The organism is Phoenicibacter congonensis, assembly GCF_902386915.1.
Taxonomy (GTDB): Bacteria; Actinomycetota; Coriobacteriia; order Coriobacteriales; family Eggerthellaceae; genus Phoenicibacter; species Phoenicibacter congonensis.
Window position 1 is genome coordinate 1020433 of record NZ_LR698997.1, and the last position, 22629, is coordinate 1043061.

Genomic DNA, 22629 nt, shown 5'->3' on the forward strand with positions numbered 1-22629 from the left:
GATAGTGTTTCGTTTAGAGCCTATGTTCAATTTTAAAATTATATCTAAAATGGCAAAGCGGACGTTTTTAACTATTCAAATAGCAGTGTCTACCTTGCCATATTTCTACTTTATATTTCTTAAAATTATTTATCTTATTTAGCTTTTTATGTCAATTTACATTGAGTGTAAGTTTTCCCTAAAGCTTTAACAACAATTCACTACTTTGCTATTCCAGTTGCTCTTGTTTCTCTAATAACAATGACTTTAACTTGTCCTGGATATTGCGTTTGCTCCTCAATTTCTTTTGCAATATCATTAGCAAGGACTGTTGCATGCGCATCGTCGATGTTGCCCGGGTCAACCATTACACGAACCTCTCGACCAGCTTGCATTGCATATGTCTTTTCCACACCATCGTGCGAGTTTGCAATCTCTTCTAGCTTTTCAAGACGCTTTGCATAGTTTTCAATAGATTCTTTTCTGGCGCCAGGTCTGCTTGCAGACACTGCATCTGCTGCTTGTATCAATACGTCAAGCACAGTGTTTGGTTCAATGTCTTCGTGGTGAGCTTGTATTGCATGAACGATTTCAGGTTTTTCGCCATATTTTTTAGCAAGCTCTCCACCAATCATTGCGTGGCTGCCTTCTGATTCATGATCAACTGCTTTGCCGATGTCGTGCAAAAGGCCCGCTCGTTTTGCTTGGTATGGATCAAGTCCGAGCTCAGACGCGAGCATTCCAGCTAAATGTGCAACTTCAACTGAATGCTGCAACACATTTTGACTGTAGGATGTTCTGTACAGCAGGCGTCCAAGTGTTTGCTGAAGCTCTGGTTTGAGATCATGAATCCCAGTCTCAAATGTTGCTTGTTCGGCAGCGTCTCTCATCTTCTCACCAATAGTGCGGCAAGCTTTTTCATAAAGCTCTTCAATCTTAGCCGGATGAATGCGTCCATCGGCAACAAGATTTTCCATAGTCAAAACGCCAATCGCACGTCTCACAGGATCGTGGCATGAAATCGTAACAATTTCAGGACTGTCGTCAATGCCAAGGCTTGTGCCAGTGACTTGTTCAAACGTGCGAATGTTTCTTCCCTCGCGTCCAATGATGCGACCTTTAATGTCGTCATTTGGAATTTGAACAGTTGTTACAGTTGCTGTGCTTGTGTGTTCAGATGCAAGTCTTTGGATTGCGATGCTTAAAATTCTTCTTGCGTTTTTGTCACATTCAGCTCTGCATTTTGTTTCTGAATCGCGAATGATTGCCGCAGCGTCGTTTGTTACATCGTCTTTTAAGCTAGTGAGAAGATGCTCACGAGCTTCCTCGCAAGTCATTTTAGAAACGGTTTCAAGTTCGTTTTGGAGATTGTCCAAAGCTTCATCTATTTCGCCTTCGCGCTTGTCTAGTTGAGCAGATTTTGCTGCTAACTTTTGCTCGCGGTTGTCAAGTGAGTTAGATCTTTTGTCAAGCGATTCTTCTCTTTGATTGATTCTGTTTTCAGATGCACGCAACTCACGCTGACGTTCTTTGTTTTCGACTTCAACTTCATGACGATATTGCAAAGCTTCATCTTTTGCTTGAAGTTTTGCTTCTTTTTTGATGTTTTCCGCACTGTTGCGTGCGTTTTCTAGAATTTCGTTTGCTTCTGTTTGAGCAGTCTTTTTGAGCGTGGCAATATCATCCACAGCACCTTTGCTGATGATGTTAGAAACGACCTTGAACGCTATTGCGCCAAGTATTATTCCAAAAATAGCCACGCCAACAACGACAATTACGTCCATTGATGGCACCTTCCTATTTCAAAGTTAAAAAATTTGTAATAAATATACAAATGTGAACTTTTAAATTATAGCATCGATGATTTTATTGCCTTACGCGATTAAATGTTTAGTTAGCTTTGGAAGTAGGCTATATGTTCAGAAAAGCCCGAGTTTGAGTTTTTAGATTGTTTAAGCAGTTTAGAGTATAGTGGAAACACCGGCACCTTTTTTAAGTAGGCGGAAATGGACAAAATATTTTAAAGGTGCGAGTGATTAGTTCGAATTAATAAAAGATAGTCAAAACTCGGGCTTTTCATTGAACGCTTTTTAAAATGAAATATTTCGTTTAAAAATTGGACGAACGTAAACCTATTCATGTTAAATTTTTTAGGTTAGTTATTAGTTGCAAGAACAATATCTTTTAGGATTCAGTCGACTTGCCTGTTGTCTTTGCTGTTTTATCTTTTTCTTTTGGAGTTGAACTTGTCGCACTTTCATCATCTGTTGCTGGAAGATTAAAGGATTTTCTGATGTTTGACTCAATTTCTCGAAGCATTGTCGGGTTGCTGTTTAAGAAAGCCTTTGATGCTTCTCTTCCCTGTCCAAGTCTTGTGTCGTTGTATGAAAACCATGCTCCACTTCTGTTTAAAACACCGCAAGTGATGCCGGCGTCTATAACACACGATGCCTTTGACACACCCTCACCGAAAATAATGTCAAATTCAGCTTTCCTGAACGGAGGCGCAACTTTGTTTTTGACCACTTTAGCTCGAACTTTGTTGCCAATTATCTCATTGTCACTTTTGATTGACTCAACTCGTCGAATTTCTATGCGAACGCTGCTGAAAAACTTCAAGGCTCGACCGCCAGTAGTTGTTTCAGGGTTTCCAAACATTACTCCAATTTTTTCTCTTAATTGGTTGATGAAAATGCAAGTGGTGTTTGATTTAGACAATGATCCTGTTAATTTCCTTAAAGCCTGACTCATTAGTCGTGCTTGCAGGCCAACAGTCGCATCTCCCATTTCGCCTTCAATTTCAGCTCGTGGAACAAGTGCCGCCACTGAATCAACTACAATGCACTCGACAGCACCGGAGTGAACTAACATGTCGCAAATTTCGAGCGCTTGTTCGCCTGTGTCAGGTTGAGAAATTAAAACATTGTCAATGTCAACGCCAAGTCTTGCGGCATATATTGGGTCCATTGCGTGTTCTGCATCAATGAAAGCCACAGTTCCACCTTGAGCTTGAGCTTCAGAAAGAATTTGTAATGCAAGCGTTGTTTTTCCACTTGACTCTGGTCCATAAATCTCAACAATTCTTCCTTTAGGCACGCCACCGATTCCAAGAGCAATGTCAAGGGGCAAAACACCAGTCGGAATTGCGTCAACATTCAGGTGAACGTTGTCGCCCAATTTCATTATCGAACCCTTGCCGAATTTCTTTTCTATTTGCTCTGTTGTGTTTCTTAAAAGTTCTTCTTTGTTTGAATCCATTTGAAACTCCATCTTTCTAGTTCAATTATCGTTTATTTCTTATGAGCTTCTTTTTTATGAAACTCAAATTTTGTGATTCTGATTATTAAATTGAAAAATGAATAAAAAGGTCATTCAATTGTGAATAAATCAGTTATTGAAAAGTGAAAACGAAATGTTTGAATTAGTGAATAGTTTGTGAATGAACTGATGATTAATTACTGATAAATGAACTGAAGGTAAGGTGTTTGAATAGTGTTGCAGGAAATGAACATAAACTGTTCAAATTGCGTTAAATGAGTGAGGTAATGGGTGTTTGAAATGTTTTGAATAAATGAATGTGGCTAGTAGACATTAACTGCATTTTGAAGATGCTTTATAGCTTCTAAAACAGTTTGTTCTCTCACTTCATTTCTGTTTCCGTCAAAGTGAAGCTCAAATGTCTTAGGGGTGTCGCATTTATCAGTTGCAATCCCCATGAACACGGTTCCAACGGGTTTACCAGGCTCTTCACCTCCTGGCCCAGCAATTCCTGTAACTGAAACTGAGATGTTTGCAATTGACAATTTCAGCGCCCCTTTGGCCATTTGTTCCGCTGTTTCTGCGTTGACTGCACCATTTTTTAGGAGACTTTCATAATCAACATTAAGGGCGTCGCGTTTTAGTTCGTATGCATAGCTGGAAACTCCTCCAACTACAACTTCTGATGAACCAGCAATAGATGTCAAAGCAGCACTAATTAACCCTCCTGTGAGGCTTTCTGCCGTAATTACTTTTAAGTTTTTCTTCTTTAGTTGCTCAAGCAGCATGTTAGTTTGTTTACTAATTTCGTCTTCAATGAATTGTTCTTCTGCAGAAGTTTCACTTTTGAGCATTTTTACAAAACCATTAATGTAGTCAAGCATTGAGATGATGGTTAAAACAAGAGCAATAATCATTACTGCCCATGCCACAACATAGAGCGGGTCTAACCAAATTTCTTGTGTAGTAGCTGGACTCATTCCTTCTTTTAGCAAGAACAAAATGATTGCAAGAATTTGAAATGTCATTTTGAATTTTCCATACCAGCTAGCAGCTATAACTGTGCCTTTGCTTGCAGCTAGCATGCGAATTCCAGAAACAATAAACTCACGGGCAATGATTATTATGACGGGCCATGAAGGCAAGACGTTTAATTCAATTAGGGCAAGAAGTGCTGCTATAACAAGCATTTTGTCAGCGAGTGGGTCCATGAACTTGCCGAAAGTTGTCACTTCATTTCTTGAACGAGCAAGATATCCATCAACAAAGTCGGTTAAAGAGATAAGCACAAAAAGAACAGTTGCAATTATTGCTTTTTCATGGTTTCCGATAAAGTTGTCAAGTCCAAAAAGCAATGGCCAAGGCGACAATAGCGCAGCCACAAAGACTGGAATTAAACAAACCCTACAAATCGTGATAATGTTTGCAGGTGTTTTAATTCTGTCTTCTATATTTCTTTTTTCTTGGCTCATGGGTAAATCTATTTCGCTTCCCCTTCAAGGTCATATAGCAAACTGTCAATCATTTCAGCTTCAACAACTTGACCCGGCATACCTTTGTCTACATAAACGAGTCCGTCAACTTCTGGAGCTTGAAAAAGAGCTCTGCCATAAAGCTGGCCGTCCTCTTCTTGTCCTTCTATAATCACTTTATAGGTTTGACCCATGCGCTCACGAATTTTTGAAGCAGCAATTGAATCGACTAAATCTGTAATCTCGCCTAGGCGATATGATTTTTCTTCTTCATCAACTTGATCTGGATAGTCATGCGATGCAGCATCATCTTCGTTTGAATAGGAAAAAACTCCAACATAATCAAAGATTCCAAGCGATGCAAAATCAAGAAGTTCTTGAAAGTCATCATCGGTTTCACCTGGAAAACCGACCATTAAAGTAGTTCTCAGGGTTACGTCAGGAATAATTTCTTTAATTCTATTGATTCTTGCCATGAAATCTTGAGCTGATCCTGTTCGTTTCATGTCTCGCAAAACGTGTTCACTGACATGTTGAAGAGGAATGTCTAGATAGTTGATGATATTGTTGTTTTTTTGAATAGCAAACAATAAATCGTCAGTCACTTCATCAGGCTGAACATACAAAACTCTAAAGTATGTGTCTGGAAATTTTTGTGCAATGAACTCCAAAAGACCAGCTAGGGTTTGTTTCTCACTAAAATCTCTTCCCCAGTGCCCCGTGTCTTGAGCCACAAAATTAATTTCTTTAGCACCAGCATCGACTGCATTTTTAACATCAGATGCAATTTGTTCCATTGTATAGGAATGATATTTTCCTCTAATCAAAGGGATGGTGCAAAATGCACAAGTGCGATCGCATCCTTCAGAAATTTTTACATAGGCACTGATAATTCTGTCAACGTCAGACTCCACTAATTCATTTTTTTTGGTAGGAAGTCCAATGAGACTTGAGACTACCTCAACAACGTTGTGTTCATCGGCACAAGGCAGAAATGCATCAACTTCCGGCATTTGATCGCTTAGATTAGCAGCATACCTCGATGGCATACAGCCAGAGACAACAACAGCGACGTTGCGCTCATTTTTAATGTCGAGAAAATCAAGAACAGTATCAATGCTTTCTGAAGTTGCTGATTCTATGAATGAACAAGTGTTTATAATAAATAGGTCTGCTAGTTCATAGTCGTCGGTGATTTGGTAACCAGCTTTTTTTAGCTTGGTTGCCATTTTCTTAGAGTCAACCTCGTTTTTGGCACACCCAAGTGTGTTGATATAAATTGTTTTATTCAAATTTAGCGCGCCCTTTTATCGATAGTTTACAAACTGCAAAGGCACATCGTAGTCTTGGTTTTTGAGAAAAACAATAACGTCTTGAAGTGTGTCTTTAGAGGCAGACGATATACGAAGCTTATCACCCTCAATTTGAGTTTTAGCTTTAAATTTTTGTGCTTTTATGTCTTTATTAATCTGTGTTGCTTTTTCTTTATCTAGTCCATTAACAAAAGTTCCAACGGAAGTTACGTTGCCGCCTGAAGATGCCAATGGTTTTGAAAAATTGCATGCTTTTAGGTCGATGTTTCGTTTTACCAATTTGCTTGTGAAAATGTCGCGCACTTGACCCAGCACAAAGTCAGAAGGTGCAATTATGGTAACTTTTCCCGCAGCTTTGTCAAAATCGATTGTTGAACCAGAATCTTTTAAATCATAGCGTTGGGACAATTCTTTTTTGGCTTGCTGATATGCGTTGTCGGCCTCTTGAATGTCAACTTGACTAACGCAATCAAAACTAAATTCTTTTGCCATAATAGCCTCCTTTTCTTTTATTTAATTATATAAATAGCTTTTTTAGGATGTGCTAGTTTTTGTTGAAGTGTCTGAAGCAGTTGCCGCTGTGGCACCTGATGTGGAGCTTTCTTGCTTTTCAAATGTGTAGCTAAAAGTGTAATAACCAGTAGAGGTGTCGGCAGTGAGAGTTTGCTCTTTATCGTCTACTGTTAGCTTTATAGGCGATGAATTTGCAGTTTGGAATTCAAAAGAACCTGTTACGTCCCAACTCTTTGTTTCTCCCCCATCAATAATTCCTGCAAAATCCTGTTTTCCGTCAATTGTGACTATACACCAGCTTTGAGAGCCGCTGTCGACTTTAACTTTAATGGTGGCATGATCGGCAACTTTAGAGTCTTCTGCTGTTGCTGTTGGATTATCTTTGTTGGAAGTGTCGGTGAGTCCTGAAATTGGCATAGTTGGAACATCTTCATCTTGCTTATTATTTTTTCCCAGTAATAGTGTTGCAATTGTAATTACAAGAACTAAAACAAGAATAGAAACTCCGACAATTAGTAGCTTTTGAACATCGAAACTTGGAAGGCTAACTCCAGGCTTTTTTCCTAAAGAATAGCTAGAAGACATGTCATTTGTTCGAGGATTGTTTCTTCTTGACGCATTCCTGGTTGTTCGATTAGTGCTTGCAAAATTTGTGCCTATGCTATTTTTGTTTTCTTGTCTGGATTGTTTTCTTGAAGCACGATTTAATCTAGAAGCATCATTAGCTCTGTCTTGTCTGGCTAATTTCGTAGCTCTTCGTGTATTATTCACGTTATCAAAAGACGTTTCATTGCCTTCCTGAATGCTTGATTTTTGTAAACGTGACTTTGTTTCTGAATATCTCCCTGAAGTGTATCTTCTAGATTGGTTCCTTGAGCTTTGGTAACGAGATGAACCACCTCTTCTCGAGGCTCTAGTATCGTACCTCTCACCTTTTCTTAAATATTCTTCATATTCAGAAAGATATTGTTCAGCAATCTCGTTTTGATTTAGACCAACTGTTCGTGCATAGGAGCGAATCATGTTTTTAGCATATCCCGATGCAGGCATCTGCTCGAAATCGCAATTTTCAATTGTTTTTATGATGTCGGCACGAATGTGTAGGCGACGTGAGAGTGTGTTGATATCAAATCCTGCTTCTTCACGCGCTTTCTTTAATTTTGCACCAAATGATTGCGTGTTATATAGAAGATCTTGGTCCATGGTCTCACAACATGCCTTCTAATCATTGGTCTCAAAAGCTTTAATTGTTTCTAATTCTAACGTATCAACCAGGACTTCTCTTGGTTTGGAGCCATTAGCGGGACCCACTATTCCTTTTTCTTCAAGTTGATCCATAATTCTTCCCGCTCGCGCATATCCAACCTTTAGTCGGCGTTGGATGTTTGATGTTGATCCAAATCCTGCCGAAACAATCACATCTGCTGCTTCCCAAAGCAACGGGTCATCATTTTGCCCAGCACCATTAGGCATTGGACTTGAGTCTCCCAAGGTTACAACGTTAGAAGTTAAAATTTCGTTGTTATATTCAGGTTCACCTTGTTCTTTAATAAATTTCACAACAGCATTGATTTCTTCACTAGACACAAAACAACCTTGAATTCGCATTGGCTTTCCGAGTTCTGGCTTAGAAAGAAGAAGGTCCCCTAATCCAATTAGATCCTCTGCGCCGTTTGTGTCAAGAATAACTCTAGAGTCTATTGCTGAGGCAACATTAAATGCGATTCTGTTAGTGATGTTTGACTTGATTAAACCTGTGACAACGTTAGTTGATGGACGCTGGGTTGCAACAATAAGGTGAATTCCTGCTGCACGAGCAAGCTGTGCCAGCCTGCAGATGGACATCTCAACTTCTTTGCCAACGCTCATCATAAGGTCTGCAAGTTCGTCAATGATGATAACAATGTATGGGAGATGAACGTGCTTGCTCTCATCTGATGTGCCGTCGCTTGTTTCTTTTTTAATGTCTTCTAGTGAGCCGTCTTTTACTTTAGCGTTGTATTCTTTGATGTTCCTTGCAGAAACTTCGCTCATTAACTTTAGACGACGTTCCATTTCTGCGACAGCCCACGAAAGCGCACTTGCTGCTTCTTTTGGCTCAGTTACTACAGGAACGTAAAGGTGTGGAATTCCGTTGTAGGGCGTAAATTCGACTCGTTTCGGGTCAATCATAATGAATCTAACATCTTCTGGAGTTGCTCTCATTAAAATCGACATAATCATTGCATTTACAGAAACAGATTTACCAGAGCCCGTCGTGCCGCCTATCAAAAGGTGCGGCATAGTGGCAAGGTTAGTGACAATTGAGTTTCCTTCAACGTCTTTTCCTATTGCAATTTGCAGAGGTCCAGGCTTTGCATGCACAAGTGTTTCTGAAAGATAAACTGTTTGCCGATTTTGATTTGGAACTTCAATGCCAACATAATTTGTTCCAGGAATCGGCGCAAAGATGCGAACTGAGACGGCAGCCAGAGCTAGAGCCAAGTCGGTTCCTAGGTTTTGCACTTTATTAACGCGCACTCCTGCTGGCAATTCGATTTTAAATAAAGTAACAGTTGGGCCTGCCACCCAACCAACAACTTTTGCTTGTACTCCAAAATCTTCAAGCGACTGTTGAAGCTCAGCTGCCACTTCCGCAAGATGAATCTCTGAGTCTTTAGTAGTTTCATTGTCGGATGGCTGCTTTAGCAATGACAATGGAGGAAGCTTAAAATCGCTGTCGGCAATTGAGAGTTGGACGTTTTCTTCCGCTGATGCTGCGTTTAACTTTTCGATGTCATTAACAGAAGGTTTGTGATTCTTCCTAGGATTGTTTGATATCTTTCTAGTTAATTGTCTTGTTTCGGCACTTGAAGGCAAGACGTTTGTTGGACTTTTATCACAACTACTACTCAATCTTGTTTGAGGCTCAGGTCTTTTTCTTGAACTATCAGAACCATTTATTTTGTCCTTTACACTTGATAAAACGGTTGTTTTGCCACCTTCAAATCCTTTAAAAGAAGAAGGGTCAATGTTTCCGTCTTTATCAAGGGAGATGTTAGTTTCCTCATACGTTTTGTAAATCGGTTCTTTTTTCTCGTTTTTTCTAAATTTTAAAGATAATTTTTCCTTTAATTTTTTGTAAGAAAAGCCAGCAACAATCGCACCGATCACCATTATGAGTGTGCAGACAATAGAAGAAATTACTTTTCCAAACAAGGTGATTAAAACCCAACCGAAAGAGTTACCAACATATCCACCATATGAAACAAGATTGATATCAGAAAAAAGCAAATTTGGCTCATCATGCCCTAGCACCGCAATTGGAGCCATCATTGATATGAGAGTAATAAAACCAATCGAAAAAATAATAATTCCAACAATGAATTTCGTTCGCTTGAAATTTTCTGTATTTTTAATGAACAGAGAAACTCCACAGGCAATAAACACAAATGGAATTATGTATGCAAACATTCCGAAGCAAAGATGACACGCCTTGCTAAGAAATATCGACACGCTTCCTTGCACATTCGGCAAAACTACAAGAACAAAAAGGATGATTCCAAGAAAAATTAAAGTGACTCCCCCGATTTGGAGAGCTAGTTTGTTGTCTTTTTGCGCAACAGAACTGGCGGCACGAGAATTGCGCCCACCAGACTGTTTAGAACTTGAATTAATTTTTCTTACTTGTTGCTTTTTTGGTGCCATTTAAACTACATTTTAATTGAAGAAAAACTGTTTTTAGACCTTCAGAACGTTGACAACCACCATCGGTTTTTGCTTTGTTTTGTCCCACATAAATTGAGTTATGGAGTCGCGCACAGTTAATTTTATTATTTTTGGTAAAACATCTTTATCGCGTGCTAGCTTGTCAAGCGAATGTGTGCAATGCAATGCTGCCTCTTTGCAAAGTGCTCTGTCATCCCCGCCTGTAATTCCATGCATTTCAACTACTGGTTTTGTTGCAAGCTTGCAAGTTTTTGAATTGATTGCTATCGCAACTGAGACAAAACCTTGTGTTCCAATTTTGCTGCGCTCATCTAAAACATCTTGCGATGTGTCACCAACAGAAAGTCCATCAACATAAATAATTCCGCTCTCAACGCTTGGACCTCGTTTAACTCCTTTTGAATTCATGAACAGAGAATCACCATTGTCGAGAATAAATATGTTTTTGTCGTCAATTCCCATTTGCCTAGCAAGATTGGCATGAGCTTGAAGGTGCATTGCTTCGCCATGTACAGGCATGAAATATTTTGGTTTTACAAAAGCGAGCATCAATTTTAGTTCTTCTTGGCTTCCATGTCCCGAAACATGAACGCAGGCCCTACTTTTGTCATACACATCGCATCCAATTTTTGAAAGCATGTTAATGACTTTTGTTACTGCTTTTTCATTTCCTGGAACTGGAGTGGCAGAAATAATTACTGTGTCGCCTGGCTCAATTTCAATTGTTTTATGCTCCCCATTGGCAATCCTTGACAATGCACTCAATGGCTCCCCTTGTGAACCGGTGCACATAATAACCACTTTGTCTGGGCGAGTTTTGTCTAAATCATAGGCATCAATTAGATCTTTGTCAGAAATGTGGAGATAGCCAAGCTCTCTTGCAATGTCAGTGTTTTGTATCATCGAGCGACCAGTTACAACAACTTTTCTTTTTGCTGCGATTGCTGCGTCACAAATTTGTTGGAGGCGGTGAATGTGACTTGCAAATGAAGCTATGATGACTTTTCCAGTTGCTCTAGAAATAATCTCACTCAACGTTTTTCCAACTTCTGCCTCAGATTTAGTGAAACCAGGAACTACTGCATTAGTGGAGTCGCTCATTAAAAGGTCAACACCTTGAGTAGCATATTTAGTTATAGCTGCAAAATCTGTACGAACACCATCGATTGGGGTTTGGTCGAGCTTGAAGTCACCTGTGTGCATGACATTTCCAGCTGGACTCTGAATGTATAAACCAACCGAACCAGGAATTGAGTGGTTTACCGCAAAAAAATCAACTTCAAAGCAACCTATTTTTTGGTGGTCTCCAGCCTTTATTTCGCAAAGCTTGGCGTTTTTAATTCCGTGCTCTTTTAATTTGCCCTCGATTAAGCCCAAAGTTAGCTTTGTACCATAAATTGGGACTTCGATGCCAAGGTCTTTTAACAAATATGGAAGAGAACCCGTGTGGTCTTCGTGGCCATGTGTCACAACGATGCCACGAAGTTTTTCTGCATTCTCGAGAATGTAGGTGTAGTCAGGCAAAATGAGATCAATGCCTGGATGGTCGTCTTCCGGAAACATCAAGCCTGCATCATCAAGCAAAATGTCGCCTTTGCACTCAAAAGCCGTCATGTTTTTGCCGATAGCATCGAGTCCGCCAAGTGGAATTACCCTCAAACTCGCCTTAGGGTCAATTCTTGGGTTCTTCTGCGCAGACCTTTTCTGACGCCCGTTTTGAGGATTGCTCCGTTTTGAATTATCAAATTTTCCTCGAGAAAGATGTGGCCTTTCTCGGTCTACTTTTACATGCTTATAATAGCTGGTCTTCTTGCGTTTTCCCTCGCTTGAAGTAGAGTCTGAAGGATTGGCTGCTCTTTTTTGAGCACCATCCTCGGACTGCTTATATGTCATATTTAACCTCGTTAATTTATTTTTTAATTTAGCGCTTTCTAAATGGCTTTCTCTCTGATTTTTCTGGACGCTTTAATTGTTTTTTCTCGCTATTTGAGTTGGCGTCTCCGCCGTTTATTGTTGGCTTGTCGAGGCGGTCAAGCGAGATTTTTCCGCTCTTTGGATCAATGTCGGTTACCTCAACTTTGACAATGTCGCCAACAGACATAATGTCTTCTGGCAAATGTACTCTGCCATTAGCCATTTTTGATACGTGCAAAAGTCCATCTCTGTTTGGTGTCAGGCGAATGAAAGCGCCGAAATCTTTAAGACCGACCACTTCGCCGTCGTAAACCTCTCCTACCTCTGGCTCATGCACGATGTCGTGAATCATTTTTAGAGCAGCATCTGAAGATTCTTTTGAAGTTGCAGCAACGTGAACTGTTCCGTCTTCTTGAATCTCAATTGTTGCTCCAGTTTCGTCCTGGATGCCACGGATTACTTTTCCGCCTGTTCCAATAACGTCTCTAATTTTTTCTGTGTCAATTACAAGAGTTTCGATGCGAGGAACTGTTTCGCGCATCTCACTTCTTGGGGCATCAATTGTTTCAAGCATTGCGTTTAGGATGAAGGCTCTTCCCTCTTTTGCCTGCGCAAGTGCTCTAGCTAAAATGTCGACGCTCAAGCCTTTTGCTTTATTGTCCATTTGAAGTGCCGTGATTCCATTTTTGGTGCCACAAACTTTAAAGTCCATGTCGCCAAGGAAATCTTCCAAACCTTGGATGTCAGTCAAAATAACGATGCCATCGTCTTCTTTAATGAGGCCCATTGCAACGCCTGACACTGGTTCTTTGATTGGAACACCTGCATCCATCAAAGCTAGTGTTGACCCGCATGTTGAAGCCATAGACGAAGATCCGTTTGATTCAAGAACTTCTGAAACAACGCGAATTGCATATGGGAATTCTTCTTCACTTGGGATTACAGGCAAAAGTGCTTTTTCTGCAAGGTTTCCATGACCAATTTCACGGCGCTTTGGAGCACCCATTCTTCCGCATTCACCTGTGCAAAAGGGTGGGAAGTTGTAGTGATGCATGTAGCGGCGCTCTGTCTCAGGATCAATAGTGTCGAGTCTCTGTGCTTCATTTAACATTCCAAGTGTCGCAATTGAAAGCGCTTGCGTTTGACCACGCTGAAAAAGACCTGAGCCATGAACGCGTGGAAGATATCCAGGAACGATGTGAAGAGGCCTTACCTCAGTTGCCTTGCGTCCATCAACGCGCTCGCCTTTTTCTATAATCATGCGACGCATAGCTTTCTTCTCAAGTTTTTTGAGAGCTGCTGCAATGTCGCCTGCCCACTCTTCGCGCTCTTCTTCAGTAAATCCTTCTTCTGTGATTCTTTGTTTTAACTCTTCAACATTTGCAATTCGTGATGCCTTGTCGTCACCTTTAATTGCCGCAGACATTTCCTCGTAGTGAGAAGTAACAACTTCATCAATTTTTGGATCTGGGACGTGAGGTGTATATTCAAGTTTTGTTGGATTAACGCGATCGATGAATCGCTGTTGAGCTTTGCAGAACTCGGCAATTGCCTCTTGACCAAAGTTCATTGCATCTAACATTTCTTCTTCAGAAATCTCATGAGCTCCTGCTTCAACCATTGAAATAAAGTCGGCAGTTCCTGCAATTGTTAGTTCAAGGTCACTTTCTTTTTGCTCATCAAAAGTTGGGTTAACAATGAACTCTTTTGTTTCCTTGTTTCTTCCAATGCGAACGCATGCAGCTGGACCCTCAAACGGTGCTCCACCAACCATCAAGGCCGCAGATGCGGCTCCAATACAAATTACATCAGGTGCATTGTTGGGATCACAAACAAGCGGTGTTGCGACAATTTGAACTTCTTTTTTGAAGTCCTCTGGAAATCCAGGTCGGATTGGACGGTCAATCATGCGAGCTGTGAGCGTTCCTTTGTCGGAAGGCTTTGATTCGCGCTTTAAGAAGCCGCCTGGAATGCGTCCAACAGCATACATTTTTTCAATGAAGTCAACAGTTAATGGAAAGAAATCATAGTTCTTATCGTCTTTTGAGACCACTGCTGTAACAAGGACTGTGGTATCACCACAAGTTGCAAGAACAGCACCTGTTGCCTGCTTTGCAAGTTCTCCCGTTTCAAAGCGATAGGTTTTTCCATAAAGTTCAAATTCTTCTACAATTTTTTCCATTTCTTCTTTTCTTCTTTTCTCTTCGTCTAAAACTTCCTACCAAACTAATTCCATTTATAAATTTGTTTGATTTAAATTAAAACCCGCCATTGCAGCGGGTTTAGTTAAAGCTAAATATTGTCGCGAATACCAAGCTTTGCTATGAGTTGACGATACTCGTCAATGTTCCTGTTTTTGATGTATTTGAGAAGTCCACGTCGTTTACCAATAAGCTTCATGAGACCGCGACGAGTGTGATTGTCTCCCTTGTGAACCTTCAGATGAGCTGTGAGGTTTTTGATTCTCTCGGTGAGTATTGCGACCTGAACCTCTGGAGCACCAGAATCTTTTTCATTTTTGCCATACTCTTTAATGAGTTCAGCAACTTTTTCGTTTGAAATGCTCAAACGTGTAGCCATGTTTGCCACCTTTCTAATTAAACTTCATGTTGTGATTGTTTAAATTACACAACCCTTTTAATAATCGTTTGCGACCGAGAAAACGTGAACGGTGGAGCTCGCGGTTTCTAAGTCGCAAATTGCATGCGCTGCAATTTTGCAACGCGTATGAATTATAAACCAAATTGGTCGATTTATCCAAAATGACCCGAAACATACTCTTTTGTTTCTTCATGAGTTGGATCGTTAAATAGTTGCTGTGTTGGAGCAAATTCTACAAGGTCACCCATGAGAAAAAATGCTGATTGATCAGCAACTCGTTGTGCCTGTTGCATGTTGTGTGTAACCATGACAACAGTGTAGTCTTTCCTAAGCTGCCCCACCAATTCTTCAATTTGACCTGTCGAAATTGGGTCTAGGGCTGAAGTTGACTCGTCAAGCAGCAAAACTTCAGGTTTTACAGCAAGGGCTCGTGCTATGCAAAGTCGCTGTTGTTGACCACCCGATAGTCCAAGTGCGCTTTTCTTTAGACGATCGCTAACTTCGTCCCAAAGAGCTGCACCTCGGAGTGATTCTTCGACGATTTTATCAAGCTCCTCGCGATTTTTGATTCCGTGAATGCGAGGACCATAGGCAACATTGTCATAGATGCTCATTGGGAAAGGGTTGGCTTTCTGAAACACCATTCCCACGCGCTTTCTGATCTCTGTAACATCACAGTTGCCTGAATAAATATCCTCGTCATCAAAAGTAACACTGCCTTGGATTTTAATTCCAGGCACAAGGTCGTTCATTCTGTTTAATGTGCGCAAAAATGTAGACTTGCCGCATCCAGATGGGCCAATTAATGCTGTCACCTGATGAGTAGGGACTGAAATGTTTACGTCATGCAGCGCATGATTTGACCCATACCAAAGGTTTAGGTTGTCGATAACAAAAGTCTCGTTCACTTATTTTTCCTTCTTTTCAAGTTTTGAAGCTGCCAGGTTAGCGCAGAAGTTAAGAATGAGTGTCAATATCATAAGTATTGATGCAACAGCAAATGCTACATTGAGCTGACCGCGTTCAGTTGCATATACATATAGGGCTACTGTGAGAGTTGCACTTGATGACTGAAGTGCTGTCATAAATCCATTTAGAATGAGACCAAACCCTGCTGTATACAAAAGAGCAGCCGATTCTCCAACAATTCTTCCGATTGCAAGAATGCATCCTGTCACGATGCCATCGATTGAGTTTGGCAAAACAACAGTTCTAATCATGTGCCATTTTCCGCTTCCAAGAGCGAGTGCACCTTCTCGATAGCTTTGAGGGACAGTTTTTAGACTCTCAAGAGTGTTCGAGATGATTGTAGGTAACACCATCACAACAAGTGTGAGGCCACCTGCGAGAACACCTGCTTGTAGTCCGAGGAGTTGAATGAACACAAGCATTCCAACAAGACCAAAAATAACTGAAGGAATTCCCGTTAGAGTTTCTACAGCAAAACTGATGACTTTAACTACTTTTTTGTTGGTTGCATATTCGTTTAGATAAACAGCGGCACAAACACCAAGAGGGATTACTATTGCCATTGCAATTAAAACTATGTAAAGAGTGTTTAGGATGTTTGGAAGAATTCCAATTGTGTCTTTTACATAGCTAGATTGTGTAGTCAAAAGTTGAACTGTAATAAAAGGAATTCCTCGATAGAAGATATATCCAATTATCAAAGCAAGAATGGCGCAAACACAAATTCCGCTACCATAGACAAGACCTTTTATAATCTTGTCTTTTCTACGGCGCGAAACGATCATCTTTGGCAATTTAGCTTTCATTTTGACTGTGTTGAGTGAAGGCGTTCCTTCAAGAGCTGGAGTTGTAGCAATAACGCCTGGTTGAGACATTATTTTTCCTCCCTTCTTGCAATTAAGTTGAGAACAACATTGACGAGAATAATGAAAACAAAAAGCACTAAGCCGATGCTAAATAGTGCTTCACGATGAAGGCTTCCATAGGATGCGTAGCTCATCTCAGAGACGATTGCAGTTGTTAGGAAACGAACTGAACCAAAAAGACTTGGCATGTTTGCTACGTTTCCTGCAACCATGATGATTGCCATTGCCTCTCCTAAAGCACGTCCAATGCCCTGGATTACCGCTGTTGCTATGCCACTTCTTGCAGCATGAATTGAAACTTTAAAATATGTCTCAGTCTCTGTAGCCCCCAGCGCGAGTGAACCTTGCTCATATTCTTTTGGAACAGCATCTAGAGCTGTTGTTGACACATTTATGATGTATGGAAGAATCATTACAGTTAAAACAAGAATTGCAGCCAGCAATGTTGCGCCTGATGAGAGGCTAAATATATATTGAATGGCTGGAACTAAAACGATCATTCCAACAAGTCCATAAACAACACTTGGAATGCCTGCAAGAAGTTCAACAGCAGAGCGAATTAAACGCCCCGATTTTTTTCCTGCATATTTTGACAAAAAAACCGCAGTTAAAATTCCGAGCGGTAGACCCAGAATTACTGCGCCAATTGTGCCATATACACTTGTTAATATAAATGGCAAAATGCCAAATTGCCCAGCGCCTGGATTCCAAGTGGTGCCAAAAAGAAAATTAGCAAAACCAATTTTTGTAATGGCAGGCATACCTGAAATAATCAGGTACACCGAGATGCCAAGTACAAAGGCGACTGAGAGCATTCCGAATGCGAAAAACACTCCGTGAAAAATGTTTTCCCATAAATTTAGTTTTTTCTTCATGTCTCTTACCTAAAGTTGATTACTTCACTACAACAACAAACATAAAAACTATTTGGCAACTGGAATTGCGCCAGCTTTTTTAATCAAATCATTTGCTGAAGAGCTTGTTGCAAAGTCGAGGAACGCTTGTGCCTGAGGTGAGAGCTCTTGACCTTCTTTTGTGATGATGTTAAATGGACGCTGGATTTTGTAGGTCCCATCTAAGACAGTGTCTTCGGTGCTAGCAACTCCATCAACAGTTACAGCTTTAATGCCACTTTGACCTTCTACTGCTGAAAGCGAAGCATAACCAATTGCATTCTTTGAACTAGAGCAAGCTGTGATTACAGCTCCTGTTGAAGTGAGCTCCTGTGAAAGCTTGCATTTATCTTTTGTCTTAGTGATTGATTCAAATCCATCTCTCGTGCCAGAGCCTGATTCGCGACCGATGCAAGCGATGTCAAGATCTTCGCCGCCAACTTCTTTCCAGTTCGTAATTTTTCCAGTGAAGATGTCGGTAATTTGATCGAGTGTTAGGTTTCTTACTCCACAGTTGGAGTTAACAATGATGGCAATACCGTCTAGAGCAACAGTTGTTGCTTTGAGTCCAGTTTCGGAGTCTTTTAACTTACGTGAAGAAAGCCCAAGGTCGCAAGAACCGTTCTTTGCGCTTTCAATTCCTGTGCCAGAACCCGTTGCATCATATGTAACAGTCACTCCACTGTTTTCCTGCATAAAAGCTTCGCTTAAAGCTCCAATAACTTTTTCCATGGAAGTTGAACCATTTGTTGACACTGCACCAGACAACTTAGTTTGGTCAGAGCTGTTGTCGCTTGACCCGCATGCGTAAAGACCAAATAGCATGGCAACTGTCACGAACAGAACGGAAGCACTTTTTAGTACCGATTTCGTTTTCATTCTTTTCCTTTCAATTTTTTCTAACGAAATGTCTCTCCCCTTTTTGGGGCCTATCTAATTGAATGACTTACAGGAAAAGAAAATGTGGTTGCTCTGAAATAGTTTTGCAATTGAATTTCAAAGATTTTGTAAAGTTGAGCATGTGAAAATTGACAAAACATTTTCACAAGGTATGTAAAATGTAGGCATGATTTATTACGTAGAAGATGATGAAAACATTCGTGGACTTGCTTTGTATGCATTAAAGCAAGCTGGCCTCGACGCGCTCGGCTTTGAAGACGGCGAATCTTTTTTTCAGGAAGTTGACAAGAACAAGTGCGATTTAATCTTGCTTGACATAATGTTGCCTGGAACAGATGGTCTGACTTTATTGAGCGAGATTCGAGCAAACAAGCAAATCTTTAATACTCCAGTCATGATGCTTTCTGCAAAGGGAACTGAATATGATAAAGTGAGTGCTCTTGATGCAGGGGCTGACGACTATCTTGCAAAGCCTTTTGGGATGATGGAACTTGTGAGCAGATGCAAGGCATTACTCAGAAGAAATGGGCAAATTGCAAATAGCGATGATTCAACGTTGAGGTGTGGCCCAATAGAAATTAATGCTGCCGCACATGAGGCACTTTCTAATGGGACGCCTCTCGATTTGTCACCAAAAGAGTTTGAGCTTTTGCATGTTTTGGTTGAAAACCAAGGCAGAGTTCTCACACGCACACAATTGCTCGAAGACATTTGGGGAATTACTTTTGTTGGGGAAACACGAACGGTCGACACTCACATTCAAACGTTGAGAAGAAAACTTAATCATGCTTGTGAATTGTCAGGCAATGTAATTCAAACAGTACACGGAGTTGGTTATCGAGCTAAAGCCAGCGGGTTTACTCGATGAAGAAACGCAGGAGTCTATATTCCCTTTTGTTCATCGCATTATTTTCGTTAGGAATTTTTGTTGCTGTAGCAGTGACAATCGTTGTTACCTATTTAAACTATGCAGCATTAGGTGACGAATCAAACATATTTTCTTTTTTACTTTCATCGACAACTCAATTTGCTTCTTTTGCTTTAGTTCTTCTCATTCTGACGCTTGTGATTTCTCGAATTTTGACAGAAATAATCACTCGCCCTTTTAAAGACATAGATTTAAATCATCCTCTCACCAATGATTCATATGAAGAAGTTCAGCCTTTATTAAAAAGAGTTGATGATCAGAGAAAAATGCTTCAAGAACAAAATAAACTTCTTGAAGACACCAACATTATGCGACGCGAATTTACAGGTAACGTTTCACACGAAATGAAAACACCACTTCAAGTTATTGGTGGATATGCAGAATTAATGGAAAACGACATGGTTCCCCCTGAAGACATCAAGAAAACTGCAAAGTTGATTCGTCGTGAAGCAGAAACTATGCGTGATTTAATCGATGATGTGCTAACACTTTCAAAACTTGATGAAAATGCTTCTTTAGATGGAGATTTAATTTTACTTTCTGACACAATTGAGCGAGTTTCCGGAAGACTCGAGCAAAAAGCGTGTTCGCGAGGTCAGGTCATTAGGTTGAATCTTGATCAAAAACTCACCATAAAAGGCAGTTCCTCCCTAGCCGAACAAATTGTTTATAACCTGGTAGATAACGCAATTAAATACAACAAAGATGATGGAGTTGTTACTGTTGATTTATTTACAGATGGCAACAGAGCAAAACTTGTCGTTTCTGATGAAGGTCCTGGCATACCAATTTCCCAGCGAGAGAGAGTTTTTGAGCGTTTTTATCGCGTTGATAGCAGCCGATCTCGTCAAACTGGAGGCACGGGCCTTGGCCTTGCAATCGTAAAACACTCTGTTGAAGTCTTGCATGGGCGAATAAAAATTGTCGATAATCCTAATAGTGAAACTGGTTCAAGTTTCGTTGTCAACTTGCCACTAGCCTAAACCAGACGTTTGATTTAAAATTAACGAGTGTGTTTCGGGTTGTGGCGCAGTTTGGTAGCGCACTTGACTGGGGGTCAAGGGGTCGCAGGTTCAAATCCTGTCAACCCGACCATTTCTTTCCGCTTTTCTGGCAAAAACAATTTCGATTAGCTGAAAAAAACCCAAAGCGGGATTTTATATTGCAAAAGTTCAGACAGTCCCAAAACACTACTTTTAACTTTTCATAAGAATTTGTTCGCTCACTGTCATTTTCACACCGCTTAGGAATCAGTGATGTCTATATTTCTAATTAAAAAAATGCTTTTTAGTGCCAAGTGGTGTTAAATCTTTTAAATAAGTTATTTTTTGAAAGCATTTTTTCTCGTTTTATTTAGCTCAATTATTTGCATAGAGAGCTTCTTTCGGATTCATTTATTCGCCATTTACTACAACCTTTAAACAGATCTCCTAAAGCTTCTTCAATCCTCAGCGACCTACTGTGAATGTCATCTCCATCCCAAGTTAAACCATTTATGCAACTGTCTATAATTTCGCCGCTCAGGTCGCGCGTTAATTTTCCATCAATAAAGCCATGGGCAATCAAAAGTTCAACATGATAGATGATTTCGTTATTAGTGAATTCGCAGTCTTTAATTTTTCCGCGAGCTTCGAATAAATCGGCAAGTTCGAGATAATCCTCGGATTTTTCGACTTTTAAAAGAATACTGCGAACTAAATCTAAATTTCTTTTCATGTGAAAACTCCTACGTTGAAGGTTGTCAACAACAAACACGCCACTTTCTGCTAAGATGTCGCATGAGGGGTAAGTCCCGCCGAACTGTCGGGGGGAGTGCCCCTTAATTTATTTGGAAACTTTTAAGCTCGTACCATCTTTAGTTATTAATCTAACTTCGTCAAAACTCCACTGCTTCCCCTTATTTTTCCCCGTCCTGATTTTGTGATTCCAGTTAATGAATTTCATTACCTTTTCGTATGAGTCAACAATATCTAAAGAAGAGTTTGATAAGTCAATAACTAAGTTATTTGATTGCCCTGCGGCTTCTTCAAACTGATGATAAATAGTTTGTCCACCTCCGCCAGTAGGGGATTTAAATTCAAGAGTTCTCTTTTTTAAACCATTAGTGACATCATAGACATCACTGGATTTATCTTCGTCTTTATTTTTGTGGGCTTAAAAATTACTTTATCATGCTCGTCATCCACTAATGACAAATAATAATTAGTGAACTCTTTAGGCTCATAAATTGGATTGGTGCCATCTCACAAAAAACATTTCTGGTTTGATAGCTAGGTTTACGACTTGGTTAAAACTCTTAGAGTTTTTAAATCTTTTTTTGAGTAGAGAAAGGAATTAAAAACTACGCAATTGCTTGTTCTAGCCTTCCTTCTTTTTTAGGGATGTTCGCAAACACCTCTTCTGAAATTTTAATGATGTTGTCTACGAGAGGATTCTCGACATTGATGTTTGAGAAAATACCATAGCTTGCGCTGTAGTCTCCTTTCCATGGCAAGATCACCCTGTTGACGCCTGGAGATGCAAAAGCTGTTGGAATTAGTGTAAATCCATAGCCTGCATCCACTAAGGATAGTGCTTCTACGGTCGTTTCACAATATATTGTCTCTGGACCTGAAGCCTCGGGTAATGCTAGACGGAATTTAGCAGCGCGTCTGCGATATGCCAAAGGGACACACACAATTTGTTGTTGCCCCACGAGATCACTAGCCTGCAAAACATCATAATTCGCAAATTTAGAAGCAACGTTTGTCACAAAGCAAAGGTTATCCAACAGAATTTCGTTATAAAAAACGCTTTCTGTAACCAGTGAGTCGCCATAGAATCCAAAATATAAATCGAGAAACCCACGATTTAGACTTTCACTTGAATCATCGCGTGTTCCAAGTTTTAAAGTGATGCCAACATTCGGATGTTCTTCATGGAAGATTTTCATGACTTTTGATATGTGGTAGAGTTGCCCGCAATCGTTGTATCCAACGACGAGATGGCCTCCTGTAGCCTTCTTTTTTGCTTTTTCCGAGGCATCTGACATAATCTGTAAAATTTCACGCGCATCTGGCAGAAATGCTTCCCCTAGGTCAGTGAGGGACACTGTTCGTGTGCTGCGAGCAAAAAGCGTGCCACCAAGCTCATTTTCAAGTGTGGCAATGTGTTTTGTAACGCTTGGTTGTGAAAGTTCAAGTTCTTCTGCTGCGCGACGAAAACTTAGGCATTGCGCAACACTGACGAAGCACAAAAGCTGAGTATCATTCATTATTTACCTTTTCATTAATTCATTATTTCTATCAATAATAGCCATTTAATAGAAAAAATAAT

18 protein-coding genes, 1 tRNA gene and 1 pseudogene are annotated in these 22629 nt (G+C 40.3%); 3 read left to right on the plus strand and 17 right to left on the minus strand.

Annotation, left to right across the window (positions count from 1 at the left end; translation table 11 throughout):
• Window positions 1–200: 200 nt before the first annotated feature.
• The 14 genes from rny to FXZ76_RS04470 all read right to left on the minus strand — a co-directional run bounded on the left by rny (window position 201) and on the right by FXZ76_RS04470 (window position 18365).
• Window positions 201–1763 carry a ribonuclease Y gene (rny, locus tag FXZ76_RS04405; protein ID WP_147571548.1) on the minus strand — a complete coding sequence of 521 codons (1563 nt, stop codon included), beginning with the start codon at window positions 1761–1763 and terminating at the stop codon, window positions 201–203.
• 400 nt (window positions 1764–2163) lie between these two features.
• Complete coding sequence (gene recA, locus FXZ76_RS04410; protein WP_079535977.1) at window positions 2164–3237, minus strand: recombinase RecA; 1074 nt, start codon at window positions 3235–3237, stop codon at window positions 2164–2166.
• 323 nt (window positions 3238–3560) lie between these two features.
• A complete protein-coding gene (gene pgsA, locus FXZ76_RS04415) occupies window positions 3561–4709 on the minus strand; it encodes a CDP-diacylglycerol--glycerol-3-phosphate 3-phosphatidyltransferase (RefSeq protein ID WP_079535979.1) in 1149 nt (382 codons plus the stop codon).
• 8 nt (window positions 4710–4717) lie between these two features.
• Window positions 4718–6001, minus strand: a complete 1284-nt coding sequence (gene rimO, locus FXZ76_RS04420; RefSeq protein ID WP_079535981.1) for a 30S ribosomal protein S12 methylthiotransferase RimO — start codon at window positions 5999–6001, stop codon at window positions 4718–4720.
• 15 nt (window positions 6002–6016) lie between these two features.
• Window positions 6017–6514 carry a YajQ family cyclic di-GMP-binding protein gene (locus FXZ76_RS04425; protein ID WP_079535984.1) on the minus strand — a complete coding sequence of 166 codons (498 nt, stop codon included), beginning with the start codon at window positions 6512–6514 and terminating at the stop codon, window positions 6017–6019.
• Window positions 6515–6556: 42 nt separating this feature from the next.
• Window positions 6557–7738 (minus strand): helix-turn-helix domain-containing protein, encoded by a 1182-nt coding sequence (locus FXZ76_RS04430; RefSeq protein ID WP_079535986.1) that lies wholly within the window; start codon window positions 7736–7738, stop codon window positions 6557–6559.
• An 18-nt stretch (window positions 7739–7756) separates the two neighbouring features.
• Window positions 7757–10222, minus strand: a complete 2466-nt coding sequence (locus FXZ76_RS04435; protein ID WP_079535988.1) for an FtsK/SpoIIIE family DNA translocase — start codon at window positions 10220–10222, stop codon at window positions 7757–7759.
• Window positions 10223–10255: 33 nt separating this feature from the next.
• A complete protein-coding gene (locus FXZ76_RS04440) occupies window positions 10256–12136 on the minus strand; it encodes a ribonuclease J (RefSeq protein ID WP_079535991.1) in 1881 nt (626 codons plus the stop codon).
• A gap of 28 nt (window positions 12137–12164) precedes the next feature.
• Window positions 12165–14339: a polyribonucleotide nucleotidyltransferase gene (locus tag FXZ76_RS04445; protein WP_079535993.1), complete on the minus strand. Its 2175-nt coding sequence runs from the start codon at window positions 14337–14339 to the stop codon at window positions 12165–12167.
• Between the two features lie 110 nt (window positions 14340–14449).
• Window positions 14450–14737, minus strand: coding sequence for a 30S ribosomal protein S15 (rpsO, locus tag FXZ76_RS04450; protein WP_079535996.1), 288 nt, complete (start codon window positions 14735–14737; stop codon window positions 14450–14452).
• A 173-nt stretch (window positions 14738–14910) separates the two neighbouring features.
• Entirely contained in the window at window positions 14911–15666 is a 756-nt protein-coding gene (gene pstB / locus FXZ76_RS04455) for a phosphate ABC transporter ATP-binding protein PstB (protein WP_079535998.1), read from the minus strand.
• Window positions 15667–16602, minus strand: a complete 936-nt coding sequence (gene pstA, locus FXZ76_RS04460; protein ID WP_231961751.1) for a phosphate ABC transporter permease PstA — start codon at window positions 16600–16602, stop codon at window positions 15667–15669.
• A complete protein-coding gene (gene pstC / locus FXZ76_RS04465; RefSeq protein WP_079536000.1) occupies window positions 16602–17468 on the minus strand; it encodes a phosphate ABC transporter permease subunit PstC in 867 nt (288 codons plus the stop codon). The genes pstA and pstC overlap by 1 nt, the downstream gene beginning before the upstream one ends.
• Before the next feature lie 48 nt (window positions 17469–17516).
• Complete coding sequence (locus FXZ76_RS04470) at window positions 17517–18365, minus strand: phosphate ABC transporter substrate-binding protein (protein ID WP_079536003.1); 849 nt, start codon at window positions 18363–18365, stop codon at window positions 17517–17519.
• A 187-nt stretch (window positions 18366–18552) separates the two neighbouring features.
• Here FXZ76_RS04470 and FXZ76_RS04475 point away from each other — a divergent pair, with 187 nt between their 5' ends.
• The 3 genes from FXZ76_RS04475 to FXZ76_RS04485 all read left to right on the plus strand — a co-directional run bounded on the left by FXZ76_RS04475 (window position 18553) and on the right by FXZ76_RS04485 (window position 20409).
• Window positions 18553–19254 (plus strand): response regulator transcription factor, encoded by a 702-nt coding sequence (locus FXZ76_RS04475; protein WP_079536005.1) that lies wholly within the window; start codon window positions 18553–18555, stop codon window positions 19252–19254.
• The gene (locus FXZ76_RS04480) at window positions 19251–20297 is read left to right on the plus strand and encodes a sensor histidine kinase (protein ID WP_079536008.1); all 1047 of its coding nucleotides are present in this window, start codon (window positions 19251–19253) and stop codon (window positions 20295–20297) included. The genes FXZ76_RS04475 and FXZ76_RS04480 overlap by 4 nt, the downstream gene beginning before the upstream one ends.
• Before the next feature lie 35 nt (window positions 20298–20332).
• A tRNA-Pro gene (locus FXZ76_RS04485) sits at window positions 20333–20409 on the plus strand.
• Window positions 20410–20676: 267 nt separating this feature from the next.
• Here FXZ76_RS04485 and FXZ76_RS04490 read toward each other — a convergent pair.
• From FXZ76_RS04490 to FXZ76_RS04495, 3 genes and pseudogenes are all read right to left on the minus strand, one after another.
• Window positions 20677–21030 (minus strand): DUF2513 domain-containing protein, encoded by a 354-nt coding sequence (locus FXZ76_RS04490; RefSeq protein ID WP_079536011.1) that lies wholly within the window; start codon window positions 21028–21030, stop codon window positions 20677–20679.
• Between the two features lie 108 nt (window positions 21031–21138).
• Window positions 21139–21387 (minus strand): annotated as a pseudogene (locus tag FXZ76_RS06525) (CdiA C-terminal domain-containing protein); the annotation flags it as partial.
• A gap of 268 nt (window positions 21388–21655) precedes the next feature.
• Window positions 21656–22567 carry a LysR family transcriptional regulator gene (locus FXZ76_RS04495; protein WP_079536013.1) on the minus strand — a complete coding sequence of 304 codons (912 nt, stop codon included), beginning with the start codon at window positions 22565–22567 and terminating at the stop codon, window positions 21656–21658.
• Window positions 22568–22629 lie beyond the last annotated feature (62 nt).